Source organism: Pseudomonas sp. MS15a(2019), assembly GCF_013277805.1.
Classification (GTDB): Bacteria; Pseudomonadota; Gammaproteobacteria; order Pseudomonadales; family Pseudomonadaceae; genus Chryseomonas; species Chryseomonas benzopyrenica.
The window spans coordinates 269748-292004 of sequence record NZ_VBTN01000005.1; the positions used below are offsets into that span (position 1 = coordinate 269748).

At 67.6% G+C, this 22257-nt stretch carries 18 protein-coding genes and 1 tRNA gene; 9 read left to right on the forward strand and 10 right to left on the reverse strand.

Annotation, left to right across the window (positions count from 1 at the left end; all coding sequences use genetic code 11):
- Nucleotides 1–115 precede the first annotated feature (115 nt).
- Both FEZ61_RS10000 and FEZ61_RS10005 read right to left on the reverse strand, forming a co-directional pair.
- The gene (locus tag FEZ61_RS10000) at nucleotides 116–796 is read right to left on the reverse strand and encodes a hypothetical protein (RefSeq protein WP_093250385.1); all 681 of its coding nucleotides are present in this window, start codon (nucleotides 794–796) and stop codon (nucleotides 116–118) included.
- A 60-nt stretch (nucleotides 797–856) separates the two neighbouring features.
- Nucleotides 857–1456 (reverse strand): short chain dehydrogenase, encoded by a 600-nt coding sequence (locus tag FEZ61_RS10005; RefSeq protein ID WP_173148487.1) that lies wholly within the window; start codon nucleotides 1454–1456, stop codon nucleotides 857–859.
- 98 nt (nucleotides 1457–1554) lie between these two features.
- Here FEZ61_RS10005 and FEZ61_RS10010 point away from each other — a divergent pair, with 98 nt between their 5' ends.
- Complete coding sequence (locus FEZ61_RS10010; RefSeq protein WP_173148489.1) at nucleotides 1555–2466, forward strand: LysR family transcriptional regulator; 912 nt, start codon at nucleotides 1555–1557, stop codon at nucleotides 2464–2466.
- Nucleotides 2467–2914: 448 nt separating this feature from the next.
- Here FEZ61_RS10010 and FEZ61_RS10015 read toward each other — a convergent pair whose 3' ends face one another.
- From FEZ61_RS10015 to FEZ61_RS10035, 5 genes are all read right to left on the reverse strand, one after another.
- Nucleotides 2915–3616: an ATP-binding cassette domain-containing protein gene (locus FEZ61_RS10015; protein ID WP_007159574.1), complete on the reverse strand. Its 702-nt coding sequence runs from the start codon at nucleotides 3614–3616 to the stop codon at nucleotides 2915–2917.
- A gap of 11 nt (nucleotides 3617–3627) precedes the next feature.
- Nucleotides 3628–4395 (reverse strand): high-affinity branched-chain amino acid ABC transporter ATP-binding protein LivG, encoded by a 768-nt coding sequence (gene livG / locus FEZ61_RS10020; protein WP_017642424.1) that lies wholly within the window; start codon nucleotides 4393–4395, stop codon nucleotides 3628–3630.
- Nucleotides 4392–5648, reverse strand: a complete 1257-nt coding sequence (locus FEZ61_RS10025; protein ID WP_064307298.1) for a high-affinity branched-chain amino acid ABC transporter permease LivM — start codon at nucleotides 5646–5648, stop codon at nucleotides 4392–4394. Before FEZ61_RS10025 ends, livG begins: the two co-directional genes overlap by 4 nt.
- On the reverse strand, nucleotides 5645–6568 hold the full coding sequence (gene livH / locus FEZ61_RS10030; protein ID WP_017642422.1) for a high-affinity branched-chain amino acid ABC transporter permease LivH: 924 nt from the start codon (nucleotides 6566–6568) through the stop codon (nucleotides 5645–5647). The genes FEZ61_RS10025 and livH overlap by 4 nt, the downstream gene beginning before the upstream one ends.
- A gap of 114 nt (nucleotides 6569–6682) precedes the next feature.
- On the reverse strand, nucleotides 6683–7804 hold the full coding sequence (locus FEZ61_RS10035; protein ID WP_017642421.1) for a branched-chain amino acid ABC transporter substrate-binding protein: 1122 nt from the start codon (nucleotides 7802–7804) through the stop codon (nucleotides 6683–6685).
- A gap of 214 nt (nucleotides 7805–8018) precedes the next feature.
- Between FEZ61_RS10035 and FEZ61_RS10040 the strand changes: the two genes are divergently transcribed.
- On the forward strand, nucleotides 8019–8327 hold the full coding sequence (locus FEZ61_RS10040) for a DUF2288 family protein (RefSeq protein WP_173148491.1): 309 nt from the start codon (nucleotides 8019–8021) through the stop codon (nucleotides 8325–8327).
- Between the two features lie 47 nt (nucleotides 8328–8374).
- Here the strand turns inward: FEZ61_RS10040 and FEZ61_RS10045 are convergent, their stop codons facing one another.
- On the reverse strand, nucleotides 8375–9361 hold the full coding sequence (locus FEZ61_RS10045; RefSeq protein ID WP_064307297.1) for an aldo/keto reductase: 987 nt from the start codon (nucleotides 9359–9361) through the stop codon (nucleotides 8375–8377).
- Nucleotides 9362–9471: 110 nt separating this feature from the next.
- Here FEZ61_RS10045 and FEZ61_RS10050 point away from each other — a divergent pair, with 110 nt between their 5' ends.
- The 3 genes from FEZ61_RS10050 (at nucleotide 9472) to FEZ61_RS10060 (ending at nucleotide 12467) form a co-directional block, all read left to right on the forward strand.
- Nucleotides 9472–10359: a LysR family transcriptional regulator gene (locus tag FEZ61_RS10050; RefSeq protein WP_173148493.1), complete on the forward strand. Its 888-nt coding sequence runs from the start codon at nucleotides 9472–9474 to the stop codon at nucleotides 10357–10359.
- 89 nt (nucleotides 10360–10448) lie between these two features.
- On the forward strand, nucleotides 10449–12362 hold the full coding sequence (gene selB, locus FEZ61_RS10055) for a selenocysteine-specific translation elongation factor (protein WP_173148495.1): 1914 nt from the start codon (nucleotides 10449–10451) through the stop codon (nucleotides 12360–12362).
- A 9-nt stretch (nucleotides 12363–12371) separates the two neighbouring features.
- Nucleotides 12372–12467, forward strand: a tRNA-Sec gene (locus tag FEZ61_RS10060).
- A 10-nt stretch (nucleotides 12468–12477) separates the two neighbouring features.
- Here the strand turns inward: FEZ61_RS10060 and FEZ61_RS10065 are convergent.
- The gene (locus FEZ61_RS10065; RefSeq protein ID WP_173148497.1) at nucleotides 12478–13488 is read right to left on the reverse strand and encodes a hypothetical protein; all 1011 of its coding nucleotides are present in this window, start codon (nucleotides 13486–13488) and stop codon (nucleotides 12478–12480) included.
- Nucleotides 13489–13632: 144 nt separating this feature from the next.
- Here FEZ61_RS10065 and FEZ61_RS10070 point away from each other — a divergent pair, with 144 nt between their 5' ends.
- Nucleotides 13633–14241 (forward strand): TetR/AcrR family transcriptional regulator, encoded by a 609-nt coding sequence (locus FEZ61_RS10070; protein ID WP_242455128.1) that lies wholly within the window; start codon nucleotides 13633–13635, stop codon nucleotides 14239–14241.
- A 9-nt stretch (nucleotides 14242–14250) separates the two neighbouring features.
- Here FEZ61_RS10070 and FEZ61_RS10075 read toward each other — a convergent pair whose 3' ends face one another.
- Nucleotides 14251–18282, reverse strand: a complete 4032-nt coding sequence (locus tag FEZ61_RS10075) for a bifunctional nitrate reductase/sulfite reductase flavoprotein subunit alpha (RefSeq protein ID WP_173148499.1) — start codon at nucleotides 18280–18282, stop codon at nucleotides 14251–14253.
- A gap of 583 nt (nucleotides 18283–18865) precedes the next feature.
- On the opposite strand from FEZ61_RS10075, the gene nirB reads away from it, so the two are divergent.
- The 3 genes from nirB to FEZ61_RS10090 all read left to right on the forward strand — a co-directional run bounded on the left by nirB (nucleotide 18866) and on the right by FEZ61_RS10090 (nucleotide 22255).
- Entirely contained in the window at nucleotides 18866–21415 is a 2550-nt protein-coding gene (nirB, locus tag FEZ61_RS10080; RefSeq protein WP_173148501.1) for a nitrite reductase large subunit NirB, read from the forward strand.
- 2 nt (nucleotides 21416–21417) lie between these two features.
- A complete protein-coding gene (gene nirD, locus FEZ61_RS10085) occupies nucleotides 21418–21774 on the forward strand; it encodes a nitrite reductase small subunit NirD (RefSeq protein ID WP_017642412.1) in 357 nt (118 codons plus the stop codon).
- Nucleotides 21775–22045: 271 nt separating this feature from the next.
- The gene (locus FEZ61_RS10090) at nucleotides 22046–22255 is read left to right on the forward strand and encodes a hypothetical protein (protein WP_068383766.1); all 210 of its coding nucleotides are present in this window, start codon (nucleotides 22046–22048) and stop codon (nucleotides 22253–22255) included.
- The last annotated feature ends 2 nt before the right edge of the window (nucleotides 22256–22257 follow it).

The following is a 22257-nucleotide window of genomic DNA, read 5'->3' on the forward strand; positions in this document are numbered from 1 at the left end:
AAGCGAAGCGGGTGAATCCTTGCCGTCGCTAGACTAGCCCCTGAGGGCGCGCGACGCTAAACGTAAAGCGCGAGATGCCAAGGGGATCGCGCTAAGCAACGCGCGAACACCCGGGCTAGGTGGGGTTGCCGGCACCGCCGTAGAAGGCGCAGCCCTGCCAGGTCTGGCCATTGATGCGCAATTCGGCCTGCAGCGATTGCACGGTGCCGGTACGGCCGTCCACGCAGCGGCGCGGATTGATCCACAACTCGACCTTCTCGCCATTGGCCTCGGTGGACAGGGCGCGCATGCCGCCGGGCAATTCTTCCTGCACGAAGGGCAGGGCGCGCCGCTGCTGGCCGGCGGTGCTGACCAGCATGCCCTGATTGCTGACTTGGACGCTCCAGTCCGGTCCATGGCCACCGGCGTTCATGGCGGTGCGCTTGAAATTGGGATCGCTGCAACCCGGACCGCTGTACTGCACGCGGTAGACGTCGGTGACGGCGAACACGCCCTGGGCGCCATCGCGACCGCCGGACTTGAGCTTGCCGCGCAGATCGGCGAACAGCGACGCGGCACCACTGTCGGCGGCCAGTTCGTGGGCATCACGCAGGATGGCGGTGTTGTTGGCGTCGGTGACGTCGAAGAAGCGCTGTTCCTGGCAGGGGCGGAACAGCAGCTGGTCACCGCTCCAGCGCAGATCGCCCTGCAGGCGCTCGCCGCCCGGCGCACGCGGGGTGTCGTCGCTCTGGAACAGACTGCAACCGCCGAGGAGGCCGAGCAGGGCAAGGGGAAAGATGGAACGCGGCGCTGGCATCGCGGGACTCCCGACTGAGGTGGGCACACGTTACTCAGACAACGTCGGGAGCTCAAGGACTTACCAGACGCGATAAGTCTTGCCGGTTTCTCGTCCTTCTACGCTGCGTTCGTAGGCGCGGGCGGCTTCGGCGACGGGAATGGCCTTGAAGCCGAGGAAGAAGTCGCCGTAGCGCGCCAGGGACTCTTCTACCACGGTGGGGCTGACCACATTCAGGCGCTGGCCGCGTGGTAGCTCGATGGCGGCACCTCGGGCGAAACCTTCTAGCCCCGCGTTGACCATGGCCGCTGCGCTGCCCTGGTGGATGGGATGTTCGCTCACGATGCCGCTGGTGAGGGTAAAGGAGGCACCGTCGGACGCCTGGGCCTGGCCCAGCAACACCAGGTTGACCTGGCCCATGAGTTTACTGCTCAGGCCGACTTGGAAGTCGGCCTGGGTCAACTCGGTCACAGGTGCGAAGGCGAGGGCGCCGGTGGCACTGACCAGGGCATCGAAGCGGCCGACCTTGGCGAACAGGGCACGGATGGTATCCGGCTGGGTAATGTCGACCTGGACGTCGCCGGAGCGACGACCGACGCGGATCAGGTCATGGCGGCTGCCCAGGCGTTCGGCGATGGCACTGCCCAGGGTACCGCTGGCTCCGACAAGGATGATTTTCATGGGGCAACTCCGTGAAGGGAAAGGAGTCCTCAGCCTAGAATGGCGCATTACCCTGATAAATTACCGGAATGGCAATCCAGTGTTTCCTGGAGGAAACGATGCAGGACGACTTCGCCGATCTCGCCGCCTTCGCCATCCTCTGTGAAAGCGGCAGCTACACCCGTGCCGCCGAGCGCCTGGGCTGCAGCAAGGGGCAGCTGTCGAAGCGCATCCGCGCGCTGGAGGTACGGCTGGAGACCCGCCTGCTGCACCGCACCACCCGCCGCCTCGATCCCACCGCCGCCGGGCGCACCCTGCTGCCCGAGGCCCAGGCCCTGGTGCGCCAGCGTGAGCGGGCCCTGCAGAGCGTGGCCCGGCTGCAGGAGGAGGCCGTCGGTCCGGTACGCCTGACCGTGCCGGTGTCCCTGGGCTACACCTTTTTCGAGGTGCTGCTGGCCTGCCGCGCCGCCCATCCCGCCATCCAGTTGGACCTGGTGCTGGACAATGGCTACCGCGACCTGGTGGCCGAGGGCTTCGACCTGGCGATCCGTGCGCGGGTGGAGCCGGACGAGCGCCTGGTCGCCCGCCCACTGTTCGCCATGCAGGAGGTGACCTGCGCCGCGCCCGCCTACCTGGCCGCGCATGAGTTGCCGCAGGTGCCCGAGGAGCTGCTCGGCCACCGTTGCCTGGTGAACAATCACTATGCCGAGGGCGAGGTCTGGCTCTATCACCGCGATCACCGCCTCGGTCGTGTCCAGGTGGCGCCCAGCCTGGCCTGCAATCACTACAGCCTGCTCAAGCAGGCAGCCCTGGCCGGGCAGGGCATCGCCCGGTTGCCGTCGTTCATGGTGCACGAGGAGTTGGCCAGCGGTGCACTGGTCTGGCTGCTCAGGGACTGGCGCACGCCCAGCCAGCCGCTGTTTTTGGTGCATCCCTACCAGGGCGGCCTGCCCAAGCGGACGCGGGTGGTGGCGGAAGCCCTGAGCGACTGGTTCGAGCGCAGTCGGCAGCGGTTGGAGGCGTTGGGGTAGGTGCGGTGCCTGTACATCACCGTAGGTTGGGTTGAGCGCAGCGAAGCCCAACAGAGCTGGAGTTCGAGCATGCACTGTTGGGCTTCGACGGTGGCGCCGTTTCAACCCAACCTACGGTCGATCCGCCGTAGGTTGGGTTGAGCGTAGCGAAGCCCAACAGAGCCGGAATTCGAGCAGGCACCGTTGGGCTTCGACGATGGCGCCGTCTCAACTCAACCTACGGTCGATCCGCCGTAGGTTGGGTTGAGCGCAACGAAGCCCAACAGAGCCGGAATTCGAGCAGGCATCGTTGGGCTTCGACGAGGGAGCCGTCTCAACCTAACCTACGTGCTATCGCGGCCATGGGCCGCTCCTACAGGCAACCGTAGGAGCGGCCCGTGGCCGCGATGAGATCCACAGCAAGAGCGGTCGCATCAGCGGACCGCCATGGCCGCGATTGGAGAAGGACTCAACCGCCCAGATAGGCCTTGCGCACGTCCGGGTTGGCCAGCAGTTCGGCGCCGCTGTCCTGCATGACGATGCGGCCGTTCTCTAGCACATAGCCGCGATCGGCCAGCTTGAGTGCCTGGTTGGCGTTCTGCTCGACCAGGAACACCGTCACCCCATCCTGGCGCAGTTGTTCGATGATCTCGAAGATCTGCTGGATGATGATGGGCGCCAGCCCCAGCGAGGGTTCGTCGAGCAGCAGCAGGCGCGGCTCGCTCATCATCGCCCGGCCGATGGCGAGCATCTGCTGTTCGCCACCGGACATGGTACCGGCACGCTGGGCATAGCGCTCCTTGAGACGGGGGAAGAGGCCGAGGACCTTCTCCAGCTGGCGGTCGTAGGCGTGCTTGTCGGTGAAGAAGCCGCCCATGGCCAGGTTCTCCTCCACGGTCAGGCGGGCAAATACCCGGCGACCCTCGGGCACCACGGCGATGCCCTTTCGCATGATCTGCGCGGTTTCCTGGCCCACCAGTTCCTCGCCTTCGTAGCGGATGCTGCCGCCATGGGCGCGCGGCGTGCCGCAGAGGGTCATCAGCAGGGTGGACTTGCCGGCCCCGTTGGCGCCGATCAGGGTGACGATCTCGCCCCGGTTCACCTGCACGCTGACGCCATGCAGCGCCTGGATCTTGCCGTAGAAGGTGGAGACGTTGTCGAACTGCAGCATGGTGGTCTCCATCAGGATTCGCCCAGGTAGGCCTTGATCACGTCGGGGTTGTTGCGGATCTGCTCCGGCGTCCCGTCGGCCAGGGGGGTGCCCTGGTTGATCACCACGATGTGGTCGGAAATGCTCATCACCAGGTGCATGTCGTGCTCGATCAGCAGCACGGTCACGCCATGCTCGGCGCGCAGCAGGGCGATGAGCGCCTTGAGGTCCTCGGTCTCGCGCGGGTTGAGACCGGCGGCCGGCTCGTCGAGCATGAGGATCTGCGGGCGGGTCATCATGCAGCGGGCGATTTCCAGACGGCGCTGCTGGCCATAGGCGAGGTTGCCGGCGTTGCGGTTGGCGAATTCGGTGAGGTTGACCTGCTCCAGCCAGAAGCGCGCGTAGTCCATGGCCTCGGCCTCGCTCTTGCGAAAGGCCGGGGTCTTGAACAGGCCGGCCAGGAAGCCGGTGTTGAGGTGGCGATGCTGGGCGACCAGCAGGTTCTCCACCGCGGTCATTTCCTTGAACAGGCGGACGTTCTGGAAGGTGCGCACCACGCCCTTGCGGGCGATCCTGTGCCCAGGCAGGCCCTGGATGGCCTCGCCGTTGAGCAGGATCTCCCCGCCGCTGGGACGGTAGAAGCCGGTCAGGCAGTTGAACACGGTGGTCTTGCCGGCGCCGTTGGGGCCGATCAGCGAGACCACCTGGCCCTGCTCCACGCGAATGTTGACGCCGTTGACGGCCAGCAGGCCGCCGAACCTCATGGACAGGCCGGAAACATCGAGAAGGGCTTGGCTCATTTGCGCAACTCCAGGTGCGGGCGTTGCATCGGGAGCAGGCCTTGCGGACGCCAGATCATCATCACGACCATCAGCAGGCCGAACATCAACATGCGGTATTCGCTGAATTCGCGCATCAGCTCCGGCAGCAGGATCATCACGATGGCCGCGAGGATCACGCCGAGCTGGGAACCCATGCCGCCCAGCACCACGATGGCCAGGATGATGGCCGATTCGATGAAGGTGAAGGACTCCGGCGACACCAGGCCCTGGCGGGCGGCGAAGAAGCTGCCGGCGAATCCGGCGAAGCAGGCGCCCAGGGTAAAGGCCGAGAGCTTGATCAGCGTGGGATTCAGACCCAGGGCGCGGCAGGCGATCTCGTCTTCGCGCAGGGCTTCCCAGGCGCGGCCGATGGGCATGCGCAAGAGCCGGTTGATCACGAACAGGGTCAGCAGCACCAGCAGCAGGGCGATCAAATAAAGGAAGATCACCTTGTACTCGGAGTTGTAGGGGATGCCGAAATACTCGTGGAAGGGCGTCATGCCCTCGGGTGCCCGGCGCTCGAAGGTCAGGCCGAACAGGGTCGGCTTGTCGATGCCGCTGATGCCGTTGGGGCCGCCGGTCCATTCGGTGAGATTGCGCAGGAGGATGCGGATGATCTCGCCGAAGCCCAGGGTGACGATGGCCAGGTAGTCGCCGCGCAGGCGCAGCACCGGGAAGCCGAGCAGGAAGCCGAACAGCGCCGCCATCAGCCCCGCCAGCGGCAGGCAGACCCAGAAGCCGAGGCCGTAGTAGTGGGAGAGCATGGCGTAGGTGTAGGCGCCGACGGCATAGAAGCCGACGTAGCCCAGGTCGAGCAGACCGGCCAGACCCACCACGATGTTCAGACCGAGGCCGAGCATCACGTAGATGAGGATCAGGGTGGCGATGTCCACCGCGCCGCGCGAGCCGTAGAAGGGCCACGCCAGGGCGACCAGCACCAGGGCCAGGATCACCCAGCGCTGGGTCTTGGGTTCGGTGAGCTTGGTGCCCAGGCCGGTAACCGGCAGCTGCAGGCCGCCGCGGTTACGCCAGCCGGCGGTGAGCGGATCACGCACCAGTTGCCAGACGAACATCAGCACCGCGGCCAGGGCCACGATCCAGAGGGTACGCGGCGTGGCGCCGTGCACTTCTAGGTTGACGCCGACCGTTTCCAGCTTGAGGCCGAGGATGGGATAGGCGACGGCCAGCACCAGCAGGGCGCTGAAGAAGGCGGTTCGCAGACGGGCACTCATACCTTTTCCACCTCCGGGCGACCGAGGATGCCGGTGGGGCGGAACAGCAGCACCAGTACCAGCAGGCTGAAGGCCACCACGTCCTTGTACTGGTCACCGAAGACGTCGGCACCGAAGGCTTCGGCCACGCCCAGCACCAGGCCGCCGAGCATGGCGCCGGGGATGCTGCCGATGCCGCCGAGCACGGCGGCGGTAAAGGCCTTGATGCCGGCCAGGAAGCCCAGGCTCGGGTTGATCACGCCGTACTGGATGCCCAGTAGCACCGCAGCCACGGCGGCCAGGGTGGCGCCGATGACGAAGGTCAGGGCGATGATGCCATTGGTGTTGATGCCCAGCAGGTTGGCCATCTTGATGTCCTCGGCGCAGGCGCGGCAGGCGCGGCCCAGGCGGGAGCGGGAGATGAACCAGGTCAGGCCGAACATGGTGAGCAGGGTGACGATGAAGATCAGCACCTGTACATAGGAGATCACCACGCCATTCATGGCGTCGGTGCCGATGATGAAGTTGCCCGGCAGCAGGTTGGGGATCGACTTGTCCTTGGAATCCTGCGCCAGCAGCACCCAGTTCTGCAGGAAGATCGACATGCCGATCGCCGAGATCAGCGGGATCAGCCGGTTACCGCCACGCAGGGGGCGATAGGCGATGCGTTCGATGCTGTAGCCATAGGCACTGGCGATGACGATGCTGGCGGCGAAGGCGGCGAGCATGACGATGGGCAGGCTGTGGATGCCCAGCATGGCGAGGCCCGCGATGGCGATGAAGGCCACGTAGGAGCCGATCATGTACACCTCGCCATGGGCGAAGTTGATCATGCCGATGATGCCGTAGACCATGGTGTAGCCGATGGCGATCAGGGCATAGGTGCTGCCGACCGTGAGGCCGTTCACCAGCTGTTGCAGGTAATGGTAGAACTCGGGCATGGGTGTCTCCAGGGGACCCAAGTGCACTTCTGGTGCGGGTCCCAGGCCTCGGATGGAGGCGGATAAACGAAGCCCACCGCCGTTGGCGGTGGGCTCCGGTGTTACAGGCAGGGCTTACTTGGCTTCGGTCTTGGAGCCGTCGGCGTGCCATTCGTAGACCACGAACTCGAAGTTCTTCAGGTCGCCTTTCTCGTCGAACGCCAACTCACCGGTGGGGGTGTTGAAGGTGTTGCTGCGCAGTGCCTTGGCCACGTCCTCGGGCTTCTCGTCGCCCGCCTTCTCGATGCCCTGGGCGATGACCTGCACGGCGGCGTAGGAGGGGAACACGAAGGGACCGCTCGCATCCTGCTTCTTGTCCTTGAACGCCTGCACCAGGGCCTGGTTCTTGGGATCCTGGTCGAAGGAGCGCGGCAGGGTGACCAGCAGGCCTTCGGAGGCCTTGCCGGCGATGGCGGAGATGGAGCTGTTGCCCACGCCTTCCGGACCCATGAACTTGGCGGTCAGGCCCTTCTCGGCCGCCTGGCGCAGGATCAGACCCAGCTCGGGGTGGTAGCCGCCGTAGTAGACGAAGTCGACGTTGGCCTGCTTGAGCTTGGCGATCAGCGAGGAGAAGTCCTTGTCGCCGGAGTTGATGCCTTCGAACATGGCGACCTTGATGCCGGCCTTGTCCAGGGTCTGCTTGACCGCGGTGGCGATGCCTTCGCCGTACTGCTGCTTGTCGTGGATGACGGCGACGACCTTGGGCTTGACGTGCTCGACGATGAACTTGCCGGCGGTCGGGCCCTGCATGTTGTCCAGGCCGATGGTGCGGAAGATCAGCTTGTAGCCACGGTTGGTGATGTCGGGGCTGGTGGCCGCCGGAGTCACCATCAGGATGCCTTCGTCTTCATAGATGTCGGAGGCCGGCTGGGTGGAGCTGGAGCAGAGGTGACCGACGACGAACTTTACGCCATCGTTGACGATCTTGTTGGCAACCGCCACGGCCTGCTTGGGATCGCAGGCGTCGTCGTAGATCACGCCTTCGAGTTGCTTGCCCTTGACGCCGCCGGCCTTGTTGATCTGCTCGATGGCCATCTGGGCACCAATGAACTCCATGTCACCGTACTGGGCGACCGGACCGGTCTTGGGGCCGGCCAGACCGATCTTCAGGGTGTCGGCTGCCAGGGTGTGGCTGGCCATGCCGGCCAGGGCCAGGGCCGCGATCAGACGGGAGAAACGCAGAGTTGCCTTTTTCATGAGTGCTCCACTCGGAATGCTTTTATTAATGAGGCAGTTGGAAGCGAAAGTGTGCCGATTTTGTTCTATATGACGCGCTGCGCAGTTTAATCACCGTCTGTTCGTCTTGGAAAGCTGGCGACGACAACTTGTTGGACTTGTCGACCGCGCGTCCGGGCGCTCGGCAAGCGAAGAGGGCGCCGGTAGAATCCGCCCTTTTCACGAGGCCCGCACCATGACCGATCACGCAACGCGCTACGCCACCCTGCTCGGGCAGACTGCCGCCATCAGCTGGGAAGAATTGCAACCGCATTTTGCGCGGGGCGTGCTGCTGGAAGTGGCACCGGAGCTGGACCTGATCGAGGCGGCCATCGCCGTGACCGAGGACGATGCCGCCCAGGTAGGGCTGTGGCTGCAGCAGGGCCAGCTGGCCAAGGTCGACGAAGACCGGGCGCGCCGCCGACTGGAAGCGCCGGCGGTGGCTCTGTGGGCGGTGGTGGTGGCGCCCTGGGTGCTGATGCAGGAGCGTCCGGCCGAGCGCTAAAACGTCAACGGCCCGCGCAAGGCGGGCCGTTGGCTGGCGGGCGTGACTCAGCGTTCGCTGTCGAGATCGCGCAACTGGTGTTCGCCGTAGCGATCGCCGGCCACCGCGCCTGGCGGCAGCAGCCGTTCCAGCTCGGCACGGTCCGCGGCGCTCAGGGTCACCGCCAGCGCACCGAGGGATTCGTCCAGTTGTTCGCGACGGCGGGCACCGACCAGGGGCACGATGCCGTCGCCCTGGGCGGCGACCCAGGCCACCGCCAGCCGGGCCGGGGTGGTGCCGCGGCGTTCGGCGAATTGCTTCAGGCCTTCCACCAGCGCCAGGTTGCGCTCCACGTTGCCCGGCTGGAAGCGCGGACTGAGGGCACGGAAGTCGCCGCTGCCCGAGGGTTGGCGCCAGTGACCGCTGAGCAGGCCGCGGGAGAGCACGCCATAGGCGGTGATGCCGATGCCCAGGTCGCGGCAGGTCGGCAGGATCTCGGCCTCGATGCCGCGCGAGACCAGCGAATACTCGATCTGCAGGTCGCAGACCGGATGCACCGCGGCCGCCCGCCGCAGGGTCTGGGCGCCCACTTCCGAGAGGCCGATGTGGCGGATGTAGCCGGCCTGCACCAGCTCGGCGAGGGCGCCCATGGTGTCCTCGATGGGCACCTGGCGATCCAGCCGCGCCGGGCGATAGATGTCGATGTGGTCCACGCCCAGGCGCTTGAGGCTGTAGGCGACGAAATTCTTGATCGCCGCCGGCCGGGCGTCGTAGCCCAGCCACTCGCCGCCCGGACCGCGCAGGGCGCCGAACTTGACGCTGATCAGCGCCTGCTCCCGCCGACCGCGCAGGGCTTCGCCCAGGAGCAGCTCGTTGTGGCCCATGCCATAGAAGTCACCGGTGTCGAACAGGGTGACGCCGCGTTCGAGGGCGGCCTGGACGGTGGCGATGGCCTCGCCACGGTCGGCGGCGCCATAGAGATCGGACATGCCCATGCAGCCCAGACCGAGCGTGGATACCAGAGGGCCCTGCTGGCCCAAGCGACGCTGTTGCATGAGGGATTCCTCGTCAGGTGGATGAGGCTTCACTCTAGTCGTCCGGACGCTGTGCGATAATCCGCTCCTGACACAACGACCTGTTCGCGCAGCCGTACAATGGAGGCGTCTTGAATCTGGATGACCTGGCGGCCTTCGCCGCCGTGGCCGAGGCTCGCAGCTTTCGCGGCGCCGCCTATGTGCGTGGCGTGGCCGCCTCTTCGCTGAGCGATGCGGTGCGGCGGCTGGAGCGGGAACTGGATGTGCGGCTGCTGCACCGCACCACCCGCAGCGTGACGCCCACCGCGGCCGGCCAGCGCCTGCTGGAACGCCTGACCCCGGCCCTGCGCGAGGTGCGCGGCGCGCTGGACGCCATCAATGCCGAGGGCGAGAGTCCGGTGGGCAGCCTGAGACTCAATGTGCCCACCATCGTCGCCCGGGTGCTGCTGCCGCCGCTGATCGGCCCCTTCCTGGCCCGGCATCCGGGCATTCGCCTGGAGGTGGTGGCCGAGGACCGGCTGATCGACGTACTCGCCGCCGGTTTCGATGCCGGGGTGCGCTACGACGAGCATCTGGAGGCCGACATGATCAGCGTGCGGCTGGGCCCCGTCACCCAGAGATTCGCCGTGGCCGGAACCCCGGCCTACCTGGAGCAGCACGGCGTACCGGCACACCCCGCCGACCTGGTCAGGCATTCCTGCATCGGGCATCGCTTCGCCAGCGGCCTGGTGGCGCAATGGAGCTTCGAGCGTGGCAGCGAGGTCATCAACGTTGCGCCGGGCAGTCGCCTGCTGGCCTCGGCGCTCGACCTGGAGCTGCAGGCCGCCCTCGACGGCGTCGGCCTGATCTATTCCTTCGCCGACTATCTGGCCCAGCCCCTGGCCGACGGGCGCCTGATCGAGGTGCTGACGGACTGGTCCACGGCCTTTCCGGGGCCGCGGCTCTACTATGCGGATCGCCGCCAACTACCGGCTCCGCTGCGGGCCTTCGTGGCCTTCTTGCGCGAGCGTCATGACTAGGCGATCACGCGGGGCGCCGCTACCCTGAGGTCCAGTCCGCCGCCTGGAGCCGCCATGACGTCCCTGTTTTCCCGCCTGGTACCGTCCCCATGATCATCGGCACCGCCGGCCACATCGACCATGGCAAGACCGCTCTGATCCAGGCCCTCACCGGGGTCGCCGGTGACCGCCGCCGCGAAGAGCAGGCCCGGGGCATCACCATCGACCTGGGCTATGTCTATGCCGACCTGGGTGAAGGCGGGCTCACCGGCTTCATCGACGTGCCCGGTCACGAGCGCTTCGTGCACAACATGCTGGCGGGCGCCAGCGGCCTGGATCTGGCCCTGCTGGTGGTGGCGGCCGACGATGGCGTCATGCCGCAGACCCGCGAGCACCTGGCGATCCTCGAATTGCTCGGCATTCCCCGGCTGCTGGTGGCCCTGACCAAGGCCGATCGGGTGGATGCCGAGCGACTGGCCCAGGTGCGTCAGGACGTCAGTGCGCTGCTGGCCGGCGGCCCCTTCGCCGGGACGCCGCTGTATCCGGTGGCCAGCCCTAGCGGCGCGGGCATCCCCGCGTTGCGCGCCGCCTTGCTCGCCGCGCTGGACCAGGTGCGCCAGCGCAATACCCGCGGCGGCTTTCGCCTGGCCGTGGACCGGGTATTCAGTGTGGCCGGAGCCGGCGTGGTGGTCACCGGCACCGCCTTCGCCGGTCAGGTGGCCGTCGGCGACGAACTCATCCTCACCCCGCGTGGCCAGCGCCTGCGGGTGCGAGGATTGCACGCCCAGAATCGCGCGGCGGAAAGCGCTCAGGCCGGTCAGCGGGTGTCGCTCAATCTCGCCGGCGAGCGGCTGAGCACCGACAGTATCGCCCGCGGTGACTGGCTGGTGGCCGAGGCGCTGCATGCGCCCACCACCCGGATCGATGTGGAGCTACGGCTGCTGCCTGGCGAGGCGCGCAACCTGGCGCACTGGACGCCAGTGCACGTGCACCTGGGCGCCCAGGATCTCACCGGTCGCGTCGCCCTGCTGGAAGGCGACAGCCTGGCCCCCGGCGTCATGGCCCTGGCACAGCTGGTACTCAATGCGCCGCTGCACGGGGTGCATGGCGATCGCCTGGTGCTACGTGACCAGTCCGCCCAGCGCACCCTGGGCGGGGCCCGGCTGCTCGATCCCTTCGCCCCGGCGCGCCATCGCCGTACGCCCCAGCGCCTGGCACAACTCCAGGCACTGCGTCGGGGCGGTCTGGAGGAGGCGCTGCCCGAACTCCTGGCCCAGGCCGACGGCGGTCTCGATCCACGGCTGCTGGCGCGCCAGTTCAACCGACCCGAAGGCGACTGGCAACTGCCCGCCGACACCCTGAGGGTGGACACGCGGGTTGGTCCGCGCCTGTTCGCGGCGGCGCTGTGGCAGGCGGCGCTCGAGCGCCTGAGCGAGGCGTTGGCGACCTTTCACCAGGAACAACCCGACGAGCTGGGTCCGGATCGGGATCGCCTCCGCCGCATCGCCGCGCCGGAACTGGAGCGGGCTGTCTATCTGGCCCTGCTGGAGACGGCCCTGGCCGAGGGACGACTGCAGAGCAGCGGTCCCTGGTTGCACCTGCCCGATCACCGGGTACGCCTCACCGCGGCAGAGGAGGGGCTCAAGGCCAGGCTCTGGCCGCTGCTCACGGCCCAGCGCTTCGATCCGCCCTGGACCCGCGATCTCGCCAAGAGCCTGGGTCAGCCCGAGGCCGAGGTGCGCCTGTTGCTGCGCAAACTGGCCCGACTGGGGGAACTGACCCAGGTGGTCAGAGATCTCTTCTATCCCCAGGCCAGCCTGGAAGCCGCGGCCGGCGAGGCATTGCGCCTGGAGCGCGAAGCAGGGATCATTCGCGCCGCGGCCTTTCGCGATGCCCTCGGCATCGGTCGCAAGCGCAGCATCCAGATCCTCGAATGCCTGGATCGCATCGGTTTCACCCGTCGCTTCGGCGACGAGCGCCGGGTCCGCCCGGACAGCGCCTGGGCCCGCGCGGCCGAGGGCTAGCGCAACAGAGGAAGGCAATCACGCCCGGTGGCGTGGCCGGGCTTCAAACCCGGTTGGGGACGGCAGCCGTTCCCGGGTGGGTTCGACTCCCACTGCCTTCCGCCATTTCCTGCGGTCAGTGCCCGTCCACCGGGTGATGCAGCACCGCGCCCTCCCGTTGCAACTCCTGCAGAAACCACTCGGCCGCCCAGAGGTGTTCGGGCATATAGAGACCCGCCGGCAGGGGTTCACCGCCCGCCAGGCCCAGCACTCGCTCCAGCGACAGCACCAGCCCTAGGGCGGTCAGCGAGGCCTGCCCCTGGTTGAATTCCAGCACGGCGCGTGCACGGGTGGTCTGGCCGTCCCTTTCACCGGTCACCCTGACCGCGATCTCGGCCGCCGTTTCCGCGCCCCGCCGCCGGCTGGAGGACTCGCCCATGGCGATGTCGAAGCGGAGCTCCGGGGCGGCGGTGGTGGTCCAGAGACTGAGCAGATCGATGGAGCCGAAGGCCGTGGCGGTCAGCTTGCGACCGTCCAGCGCGGTGACGCTGCCCTGCAGGTCGGCACCGCTCAGCCAGGCGCGGCGTCCATAATGGAATGCGAGGGCAGCGGGAGCGGCGCTGTGCACCCGCTCCATGTCCTCCCAGGCCAGGGGACCGGCAGGGTCCGCTTCATCCAGCAAGACCTCTACACCGATGGCCGCGATCCGGGTGAAGCGGTGGGCGAGATCGAGTGCCAGCGCCAGGGCGGCGCCCGAAGCCCAGTGGCTGGACAGCACCAGGGCACGGGCGCCGGGGCGGTGCATGAACTGGGCGACCTCCGGCCCCAGTTCGGTGACGCCGGTGTTGGCATTGAGATAGGGGATGCCCAGGTGCTGGGCGAGGCGCAAGCCGTGCAGGGCCTGATCCGGTGCCAGCATGATCATGGCTGCCGGGGTGAGAGCGGGATCCAATCCCAGCCCCGGCTGGTCGAGATCCAGGCGCACCGCCCAGGCCTGGCCGGCGGCCTGGGCGACATCCTCGGCCGTGGCGAGGTTGCGGCCGCCGACCAGCAGCGGCCAGTCAGGCTGGCGCTGGCGAAACCAGTGGATGGCCTGGCGGCCTACCGTGCCCGAACCGCCGGCAAAGAGTATGGGTTGCAGTGGCATGATGCTGTCCTCTTCGTTGCAGTGCTGAGGTTCCGGAGACCGCACAGCCGATTGCAAGGGGCTGTACTCCGCATTAACCTACCAGGAGTAGGTTCCAGTTCAGAATTAACCTACCTTTAGTAGGTTTACAAGAAGAGTTGACCAATGGCGGAGCAATCCATCCCTGAAAAACCGGTCTCCGAAGGGACCGGACGGCGTCTCTCAAAGGCAGCCCGGCGTCAGCAATTGCTGGAAACGGCACGGGTCATCGTTCGGGAAGAAGGCGCGGATCGCCTGACCCTGGGCTATCTGGCCGTGCAGGCGGGCGTCTCCAAACCGGTCGTCTACGAGCATTTCGGTACCCGCTCGGGACTGCTCATAGAACTTTATCGCTGGCTCGATCTGGCGCAGATGGATGCCTTTCGCCAGGCCATGGCCTCCCGGCAGCAGGGCGCCGAAGAGGCCACCGCGGCGCTGGCCGAGGGTTACATTCGCTGCGTGACCGACATGCAGGGTGAAGTCGGCGTGCTGGCGGCGGCCCTGGCGGGAAGTGAGGAAAAGACGGCGGTGTACCAGGAGTTGCTGGAACATGGCACCCAGATGGTGGCGGCGGTGCTCACGCCGCACAGCAAAAGACCCGCCGCGGAGTTGCAGGTGTCCTGCATCGGTCTGGTCGGCGCCGGCGAGGCCCTGGCCGCGGCCGTGGTGCGCGGGGCGCTGGGCGAGCGCGAGGCCATCGAGGCCTTCACCCGCTTGGTGCGCGCGGTGCTGTAGCCGGCGGCGCTAGTAGACGTCCTTCAGATAGCGCTTCTGCTCGCTCATCCCCCGCAGGTACTCGCTGGCGGCCTCGTCGCTGAGGTGGCCGTGGGTCGCCACCACCTGGCGCAGGGCCTGGTCGACGTCCCGGGCCATGCGGCTGGCGTCGCCGCAGACATAGACGCGGGCGCCGTCCTGCAGCCAGCGCCAGACCTCGGCGCCGCGTTCGCGCAGTCGATCCTGCACATAGACCTTCTCGGCCTGGTCGCGGGAGAAGGCCAGGCTCAGTTCGCTCAGCAGGCCATCGCGCTGGAAGGCTTCCAGTTCGTCACGGTAGTAGAAGTCATGGGCGGCGTGCTGCTCGCCAAAGAACAGCCAGTTGCGACCCCCGTCGCCCCGGGCGCGGCGCTCGTGGAGAAAGCCGCGGAAGGGCGCGATGCCGGTGCCGGGGCCGATCATGATCAGCGGGACGTCACCCTGGTCCGGCAGGCGGAAATGGCGCGAGGACTGGATATGCACCTCGGTGGTGGCGTCCTGCAGGCGGTCGGCAAGAAAGGTGGAGGCCACGCCCTTGCGATTACCGTAGCGCACCGCCGAGACGGTGAGGTGCACCTGGCCGGCATGGGCCAGGGGGCTGGAAGCGATGGAATAGAGCCGCGGCTGCAGGCGCTTGAGGCTGCTGAGCAACTCACTGGCGTCATGGCGGGCGGGAAAGCGGGCCAGCACATCGGCCAGTTGCCGACCCCAGAGCCAGCGCTTGAGTTCGTCGCGGTCGCCCAGCAGGGCGTGGCAATCGGCATTGCCACTGCGCTCGGCGATCAGCGCCAGGGTCTCGGGGTTGGGGCGGGCGATCTCGTAGTGTTCGCCCAGCGCCTGGCGCAGCGACAGCTCGCCGACCTTGGGGACGGCGACCGGTTGTTCGCCGTCCAGTCCGGCGAGGGCGAGGACTTCCTCGACCAGCTCCGGACAGTTGCGCGCCTTCACGCTCAAGGCGTCGCCGGCCTGGTAGGCCAGGGGTTGCTCGGACGCGAGGCCGAACAGCCTCACCTCCTTGTTGGATCCGGCGCTGTTGAGTCTCCGGTTGATGACCAGCCGCGCCGGCACTGCGCTCGGGCGATTAGTGGTGGCCGCAGTCGCCAGGGGCACGCTGGTGGCCTGGGGCGCCAGCTGCCCTTGCAGGGCGGCCAGCCAGGCGTCGGCGCCGTCGAGGCCATCGGCGTCGCAGTCCAGGCGCGGGCAGAGGCGGCGGGCGCCGAGTTCGGCCAGGCGGGCGTCGAGGCGCTGGCCGTGGCCGCAGAATTGGTCGTAGGTGGAATCGCCCAAGGCCAGCACGGCGTAGTCCAGTTCGGCCAGGGAGGCGTCGAGCCGATCGAGGCCCTGCCAGAAGGCTTGGCCATTGTCCGGGGCTTCGCCATCGCCAAAGGTGCTGCTGACCAGCAGGACGCGGCGGGCACCGGTCAGGCGTTCCACGGCATAGGCGGCCATGTCGTGCAATTCGACGCTGAGACCGGTCTGGCACAGGCGGGCGACGCAGCGCTCGGCCAGGGCTTCGGCGTTGCCGGTCTGGGACGCCCAAAGCACCACCAGATCGGCGGGGGCGGTAGCGGCCATGGCCAGGCTGGCGGCCTGGCTTTCCGGCAGGCGGCTGAACAACCCGGCGAGCAGGCCGTCGAGCCAGAGGCGGGTGTCGGCGGCCAGCGGCGCCTGGGCCGGCAGGCAGGGCACGCCCTGGGCCCCGCCATCGCGCAGGCCGTCCATGAAGCCGGCCAGGTAGGTGCGTTCGGCCGCGCTGAGCTGTGGCCGTACCGCGGCTGCGACCCCGGTGAGCTCGGCCAGGCGCGCCAGGGCGGGCAACTGAGCGCTCTCTGCGACGGGCTCGTCGGCCGGCAATTGGCGGTGGGGAATGGTGGCGACGCGGGTCAGGCGCACGGCGCAGACCTTGAGTTCCGGTTGCAGCGAGAGCGGATCGACGGCGTCGCTGGTGACGGCATTGATGGCCAGGTCGTTGCCCTGGACGTCGGCCCAGTGAAAGGGCGCGAAGCAGTTGCCGGGCTGGACCCGGTCGCTGAGGGTCACCGGCAACACGGCACGGCCGCGGCGCGAGGTGATCTCCAGCCGGTCGCCCGCGCTGAGCCCCAACGCCTGAGCGTCCTGGGGATGCACCTCGACGAAGGGCGCCGGATTGAGGCGATTCAGCGCGGCGATCTTGCCGGTCTTGGTGAGCGTATGCCACTGGTGCTGCAGACGCCCGGTGTTGAGCACGAAGGGGTAGTCGACATCGGGTAATTCCGCCGGATCCAGGTGGGGACGGGCGAAGAATTGCGCCTTGCCGCTGGCGGTGGCGAAGTTGAGCGCGGTCGGTTCGCCGGTCTCATCCAGGCGCAGGGTCTGGCTGCGGCCGTCGTTGCGATAGCGGATCGGCTGGCGCGGATCGCTCTCTTGGCTGGGGCAGGGCCATTGCAGCGGCGTCTGGCGCAGCCGGGCATGGCTGGCACCGCGGAGGTCGTAGCCGGTCTGGGGGTTGTGGAATTGCCGGATCTCGTCGAACACCTCGGCGGCCGAGGCGTAGCTGAAGTGCTCGCCATAACCCATCGCACAGGCGACGTCGGCGATGATCCGCCAGTCGGCGCGGGCCGCGCCGGGCGGGTTGACGGCCTGGGGCGCCAGGGTCAAGTTGCGCTCGGAGTTGATCATCACCCCGTCGGCCTCGGCCCAGAGCGCGCCGGGCAAGAGGATGTCGGCGTACGGATTGGTCTCGGTGTCGAGAAAGGCGTCCTGGGTGATCACCAGTTCGGCGGCCTGCAGGCCGCGGATTACCGTCTCGCGATTGGCCACGCTGGCCACCGGGTTGGTGCAGATGATCCAGCAGGCCTTCACGGTGCCGGCGGCCAGCTCCTCGAACAGGGCGACGGTGCCCTGGCCAAGACGGGTGTGCAGGGTGCCCTCGGGAATGTCCCAGGCTCGCTCGACGAAGGTGCGGTCGGCGGCCGACAGCAGGCTGCGTTGGCCGGGCAGACCGGGACCCATGTAGCCCATCTCGCGCCCGCCCATGGCGTTGGGCTGGCCGGTGAGGGAGAAGGGGCCGCTGCCGGGGCGGCAGATCTTGCCGGTGGCCAGGTGCAGGTTGCACAGGGCGTTGGTGCTCCAGGTGCCATGGGTGCTCTGATTCAGGCCCATGGTCCAGAGGCTGGTCCATTCGCCGGCTTCGCCGATCCAGCGCGCGGCGGTGCGGATGTCCGCCTCGGCCAGACCCGTCCCGGCGGCCACGCGCGCGGGACTGTAGTCGGCGAGAAAATCGGGCATGGCCTCCCAGCCCTCGGTATGGGCGGCGATGAAGGTTTCGTCCAGATAGCCCTCGGCGTGCAACAGGTGCAGCAGGCCATTGAGCAGCAGCAGATCGGTGCCCGGGCGCAGTTGCAGGAAGAGATCGGCCTTTTCGGCAGTGGCGGTGCGCCGCGGATCGATGACGATCAGCCGGGCGCCGCGCTTGACCCGATCCAGCAGGCGCAGGAAGAGGATGGGGTGACAGTCGGCCATGTTGGCGCCGCTGACCAGGAAGAGATCGGCGTGGTCGAGGTCGTCGTAGGAGCCGGGCGGGCCGTCGGCGCCAAGGGACAGCTTGTAGCCGGTGCCGGCGCTGGCCATGCACAGCCGGGAATTGGATTCGAGCTGGTTAGTGCCGATGAAGCCCCGCGCCAGCTTGCTCACCAGGTACTGGGCCTCCAGCGACAGCTGGCCGGACACATAGAAGGCGATGGCGTCCGGCCCGTGGCGGTCGAGGATGGCACGCAACCGCTCGGCGGTGGCAGCGACGGCCTGATCCAGCCCGGTCTGCACCGGTTCGTGGGAGCGGTCGTGGCGGACGTAGGCCTGCGCCATGCGCCCACTGTCCACCAGCGCCTGGTGGCTGGTGCTGCCCTTGGTGCAGAGGCGGCCGCGATTGGCGGGATGGTCGCGATCGCCGCTGACCTTGGTGACCCGGCCGTCTTCCACCTGCATGACGATCCCGCAGCCGACGCCGCAGTAGGGGCAGACGCTCTTGATGTGGGTAGTGGCCATGGCAAGGATCCTTCGAGAACCAGAAAGCGAAAAGGCGCCGGTCGTGCTCCCCGGAGGGAGACGAACACGGCGCCTTTGTCGTGAAAGGGGGCGATCGGCGTTGACCGCTCCATGCTGGGTATTTAGCAAGGCCCGCGCCAGCTTGGTCCGACGGGCTCAGGGAGCGCATGACTGCTGGTCCGGCGGAGGGGCGGCAGTCCTGCTCGACGTCATGGCAACCACGGGTGATGTGCGCCGTGACGGGGCAGGCAGGCCTTGCCTTGCACCGTTGTGGTTCCGGCTGGCGGGTAGCCGGTGGCGAGTCGGCGATGCCCTCTGCTGGCTGCAGGCCGCGCCAGTGGCGGATCTCCAGGCGATCAGGCAGAACTGGCACAGCCGATGCAAAAGCCCTGACAGACCCGCATTTTCGGGTCGCCCGGTCGATCAACGGCGATCGACAGCCACTGCAGGCGACGGGCACGGAGCAGAGCCCAGGGCTCCTCCCTACATAGAACAGGCAAAGGCGCCTGAGACCGCAAGGTTTCAGGCGCCTTTTTATTTGCCGCGACTCAACCTGATTGGCCTCGGCCGGGGGATAGCCTCCATGAACAGCATCGTGACCCGCAAAGAACGCCTGATCGTCGTCGGCAACGGCATGGTCGGCCATCACCTCGTCGAGCAGCTGCTGGCGGCCGGCGCCCTGGACCACTACGAGATCCACGTCTTCGGCGAAGAGCGTCAGCGCGCCTACGACCGGGTGCATCTCTCGGAATACTTCGCCGGCCGTGACGCCGAATCCCTGGCGATGAGCGCAGCCGACCTCTATGCCGTGCCCGGCCTGGTGCTGCACCTGGGCTGCGCGGTGACCGGCATCGACCGCGAACAGCGTGAGGTGCTGACCCCTGAAGGCGCCTTTGGCTACGACCGCCTGGTACTGGCCACCGGCTCCTATCCCTTCGTACCGCCCATCGAGGGCGCCGAAGGCGACTCGCGCCTGGTCTATCGCACCCTGGACGACCTGGACACCATCCGCCTGGCCGCCGCCAGGGCGCGCCGCGGCGTGGTGGTGGGCGGCGGCCTGCTCGGCCTGGAAGCGGCCAATGCGCTGAAATCCCTGGGTCTGGAGGCCCATGTGGTGGAATTCGCCCCGCGGCTGATGCCGGTGCAGCTGGATGACCTCGGTGGCGCCGCGCTCAAGCAGCGCATCGAGGACCTGGGCGTGGGCGTGCACCTGTCCAAGGCCACCCAGAACATCACCGCCGGCAGCGACTATCGCTACCGCATGAACTTCGCCGGCGAGGATTTCCTCGAGACCGACCTGATCCTGTTTTCCGCTGGCATCCGTCCCCAGGACGCCCTGGCCCGCAGCTGCGGCCTGGAGCTCGGCCCTCGCGGCGGGGTGGCGGTGGACAATGGCTGCCTGACCAGCGATCCCTTCATCCACGCCATCGGCGAGTGCGCCGCCTGGAATGGCAGCGTCTTCGGCCTGGTCGCGCCGGGCTACCAGATGGCGCGCCTGGTGTCCGCCACCCTCTGCCACGGCCAGGGCACGCCCTTCACCGGCGCCGACATGTCCACCAAGCTCAAGCTGCTGGGCGTGGACGTGGGCTCCATCGGCGATGCCCACGGCGCCACGCCCGGGGCGCGCAGCTATCGCTACATCGACGAAGCCAGCGCCAGCTACCGCCGCCTGGTGGTGTCCGCCGATGGCAAGCAGGTGCTCGGCGCCGTGCTGGTGGGTGACAACAGCTACTACGACACCCTGCTGCAATACGCCCAGAACGGCATCCCGCTGCCCCAGGATCCGGCCAGCCTGATCATGCCGGTGGGCGAGGGCACCCCGACCCTGGGCGCCGATGCCCTGCCGGCCACCGCCACCCTCTGCTCCTGCCACAACGTCACCAAGGGCGCGGTCTGCGCCGCCATCGACGCCGGCTGCACCGATCTGGCCGGCATCAAGAGCTGCACCAAGGCGGCCACCGGTTGCGGTGGCTGCGCGGCGCTGGTCAAGCAGGTCTTCGAGCATGAGCTGATCGCCCGGGGCGTCGAGGTCGACAAGAGCCTTTGCGAACACTTCGCCCACACGCGCCAGGAGCTCTATCACCTGGTACGGGTGGAAGGCATCCAGAGCTTCGACGAGCTACTGGCGCGTCACGGTCGCGGCCACCATGGCTGCGACATCTGCAAGCCGGCGGTGGCCAACGTCCTGGCCTCCTGCTGGAACGCGCCCATCACCGATCCGCACCTGGTGCCGCTGCAGGACACCAACGACACCTTCATGGCCAACATGCAGAAGAACGGCACCTATTCGGTGGTGCCACGCATTCCGGGTGGCGAGATCAGCCCGGAAGGCCTGATCGCCATCGGCCAGGTGGCGAAGAAGTACGACCTCTACACCAAGATCACCGGCGGCCAGCGCATCGATCTCTTCGGAGCCCAGCTGCACGAATTGCCGGACATCTGGGGCGAGCTGATCGCCGCCGGCTTCGAGACCGGCCATGCCTACGGCAAGTCGACCCGCACGGTGAAAAGCTGCGTCGGCAGCACCTGGTGCCGCTACGGGGTGCAGGACAGCGTCAAGATGGCGCTGGACATCGAGCACCGCTACAAGGGCCTGCGCGCGCCGCACAAGCTCAAGTTCGCCGTCAGCGGCTGCACCCGCGAGTGCGCCGAGGCCCAGAGCAAGGACATCGGCGTGATCGCCACCGAGAACGGCTGGAATCTCTATGTCTGCGGCAATGGCGGCATGCGCCCGCGGCACGCCGAGCTGTTCGCCACCGATCTGGATGACACAACCCTGATCCGCTACATCGATCGCCTGCTGATGTTCTACATCCGCACCGCCGACCGCCTGCAGCGCACCTCGGTGTGGCGCGAGTCCCTGGAGGGCGGGCTGGACTACCTCAAGCAGGTGATCATCGACGACAGCCTGGGCCTTGGCGCCGAGCTGGAAGCCCAGATGCAGCTGGTGGTGGATCGCTACGAATGCGAATGGGCCAACGCCCTGAACGACCCGGACAAGCTCAAGCGCTTCCGGACCTTCGTCAACCAGCGCGGCAACGACCCGGACATCCACTTCGTCAAGGAGCGCGGCCAGCGCCGGCCGGCGCGTCACCACGAACTTCAGCTCATCGCCGTCACCGAGGAGGCTTGACCATGACCCAGACCAATACCGCTCGCGCCCTGGAGCCCCGCTGGCAACCCCTGTGCCACCTGACCGATCTGGTGCCCCAGTCCGGTGTGGTGGCCCTGTACGAGGGCGAGCAGGTGGCGCTGTTCTATCTACCCGAGACCGAGCAGAAGGTCTTCGCCGTGGGCAATCGCGATCCCAAGTCCGGTGCCAATGTCATCGGTCGCGGCATCGTCGGCCAACTGGGCCAGGACCTGGTGATCGCCTCACCGCTGTACAAGCAGCATTTCCGCCTGGCGGACGGTGGCTGCCTGGAATATCCCGAGCAGGCGCTGCCCACCTGGGCGGTACGGCTGAACGGGGAGCGGGTGGAGATCGCCTGAGGCTTTCGCGTCTGGCCTTCTCTCACCCCATTCTTCTCCCGGAGGGAGAGGGGGCGGTACGGTGTGGCGCGGAGCTATTCACGTAGCTGGACAACGGCGCCGCCTTGCCCGGGTGATCACCGCGCCTAGGCGACTGACTGTTGCACCCACCGTAGTGCAGCGTTGCGCAGTGGGTGCTGGTCCAGGCAGGCGAAAACTCTTGGTCGGGGCGATACTCAAGGAGCGGGGACGCTGTCTGCCGATCCTGGCAGTCGCCCTGCGGGAGGTCATCATGCGCCTGACAAGAACAATTCGCTCCGCGCTGTTCATCGCCCTGCTGCTGGCCCTGGCCGCCATCGCCCTGCTGGAAGGCTGGCGCGCGCAACCGGTGGGCGAACCCGCCTTGCGCGCCGATCCGGTCTGTAGCCACGGCTATGCGCCCTATGGCTGCTATCCGGTACCGGCCCGTGGCGGCGACCTGGGGTGGCTGGAGCGACTCTAGGT

Coding starts and splice junctions, on each gene's coding strand:
- FEZ61_RS10000 (WP_093250385.1), bottom strand. CDS start 796: ATGCCAGCGCCGCGTTCCATCTTTCCCCTTGCCCTGCTCGGCCTCCTC.
- FEZ61_RS10005 (WP_173148487.1), bottom strand. CDS start 1,456: ATGAAAATCATCCTTGTCGGAGCCAGCGGTACCCTGGGCAGTGCCATC.
- FEZ61_RS10010 (WP_173148489.1), top strand. CDS start 1,555: ATGCAGGACGACTTCGCCGATCTCGCCGCCTTCGCCATCCTCTGTGAA.
- FEZ61_RS10015 (WP_007159574.1), bottom strand. CDS start 3,616: ATGCTGCAGTTCGACAACGTCTCCACCTTCTACGGCAAGATCCAGGCG.
- livG (WP_017642424.1), bottom strand. CDS start 4,395: ATGAGCCAAGCCCTTCTCGATGTTTCCGGCCTGTCCATGAGGTTCGGC.
- FEZ61_RS10025 (WP_064307298.1), bottom strand. CDS start 5,648: ATGAGTGCCCGTCTGCGAACCGCCTTCTTCAGCGCCCTGCTGGTGCTG.
- livH (WP_017642422.1), bottom strand. CDS start 6,568: ATGCCCGAGTTCTACCATTACCTGCAACAGCTGGTGAACGGCCTCACG.
- FEZ61_RS10035 (WP_017642421.1), bottom strand. CDS start 7,804: ATGAAAAAGGCAACTCTGCGTTTCTCCCGTCTGATCGCGGCCCTGGCC.
- FEZ61_RS10040 (WP_173148491.1), top strand. CDS start 8,019: ATGACCGATCACGCAACGCGCTACGCCACCCTGCTCGGGCAGACTGCC.
- FEZ61_RS10045 (WP_064307297.1), bottom strand. CDS start 9,361: ATGCAACAGCGTCGCTTGGGCCAGCAGGGCCCTCTGGTATCCACGCTC.
- selB (WP_173148495.1), top strand. CDS start 10,449: ATGATCATCGGCACCGCCGGCCACATCGACCATGGCAAGACCGCTCTG.
- FEZ61_RS10065 (WP_173148497.1), bottom strand. CDS start 13,488: ATGCCACTGCAACCCATACTCTTTGCCGGCGGTTCGGGCACGGTAGGC.
- FEZ61_RS10070 (WP_242455128.1), top strand. CDS start 13,633: ATGGCGGAGCAATCCATCCCTGAAAAACCGGTCTCCGAAGGGACCGGA.
- FEZ61_RS10075 (WP_173148499.1), bottom strand. CDS start 18,282: ATGGCCACTACCCACATCAAGAGCGTCTGCCCCTACTGCGGCGTCGGC.
- nirB (WP_173148501.1), top strand. CDS start 18,866: ATGAACAGCATCGTGACCCGCAAAGAACGCCTGATCGTCGTCGGCAAC.
- nirD (WP_017642412.1), top strand. CDS start 21,418: ATGACCCAGACCAATACCGCTCGCGCCCTGGAGCCCCGCTGGCAACCC.
- FEZ61_RS10090 (WP_068383766.1), top strand. CDS start 22,046: ATGCGCCTGACAAGAACAATTCGCTCCGCGCTGTTCATCGCCCTGCTG.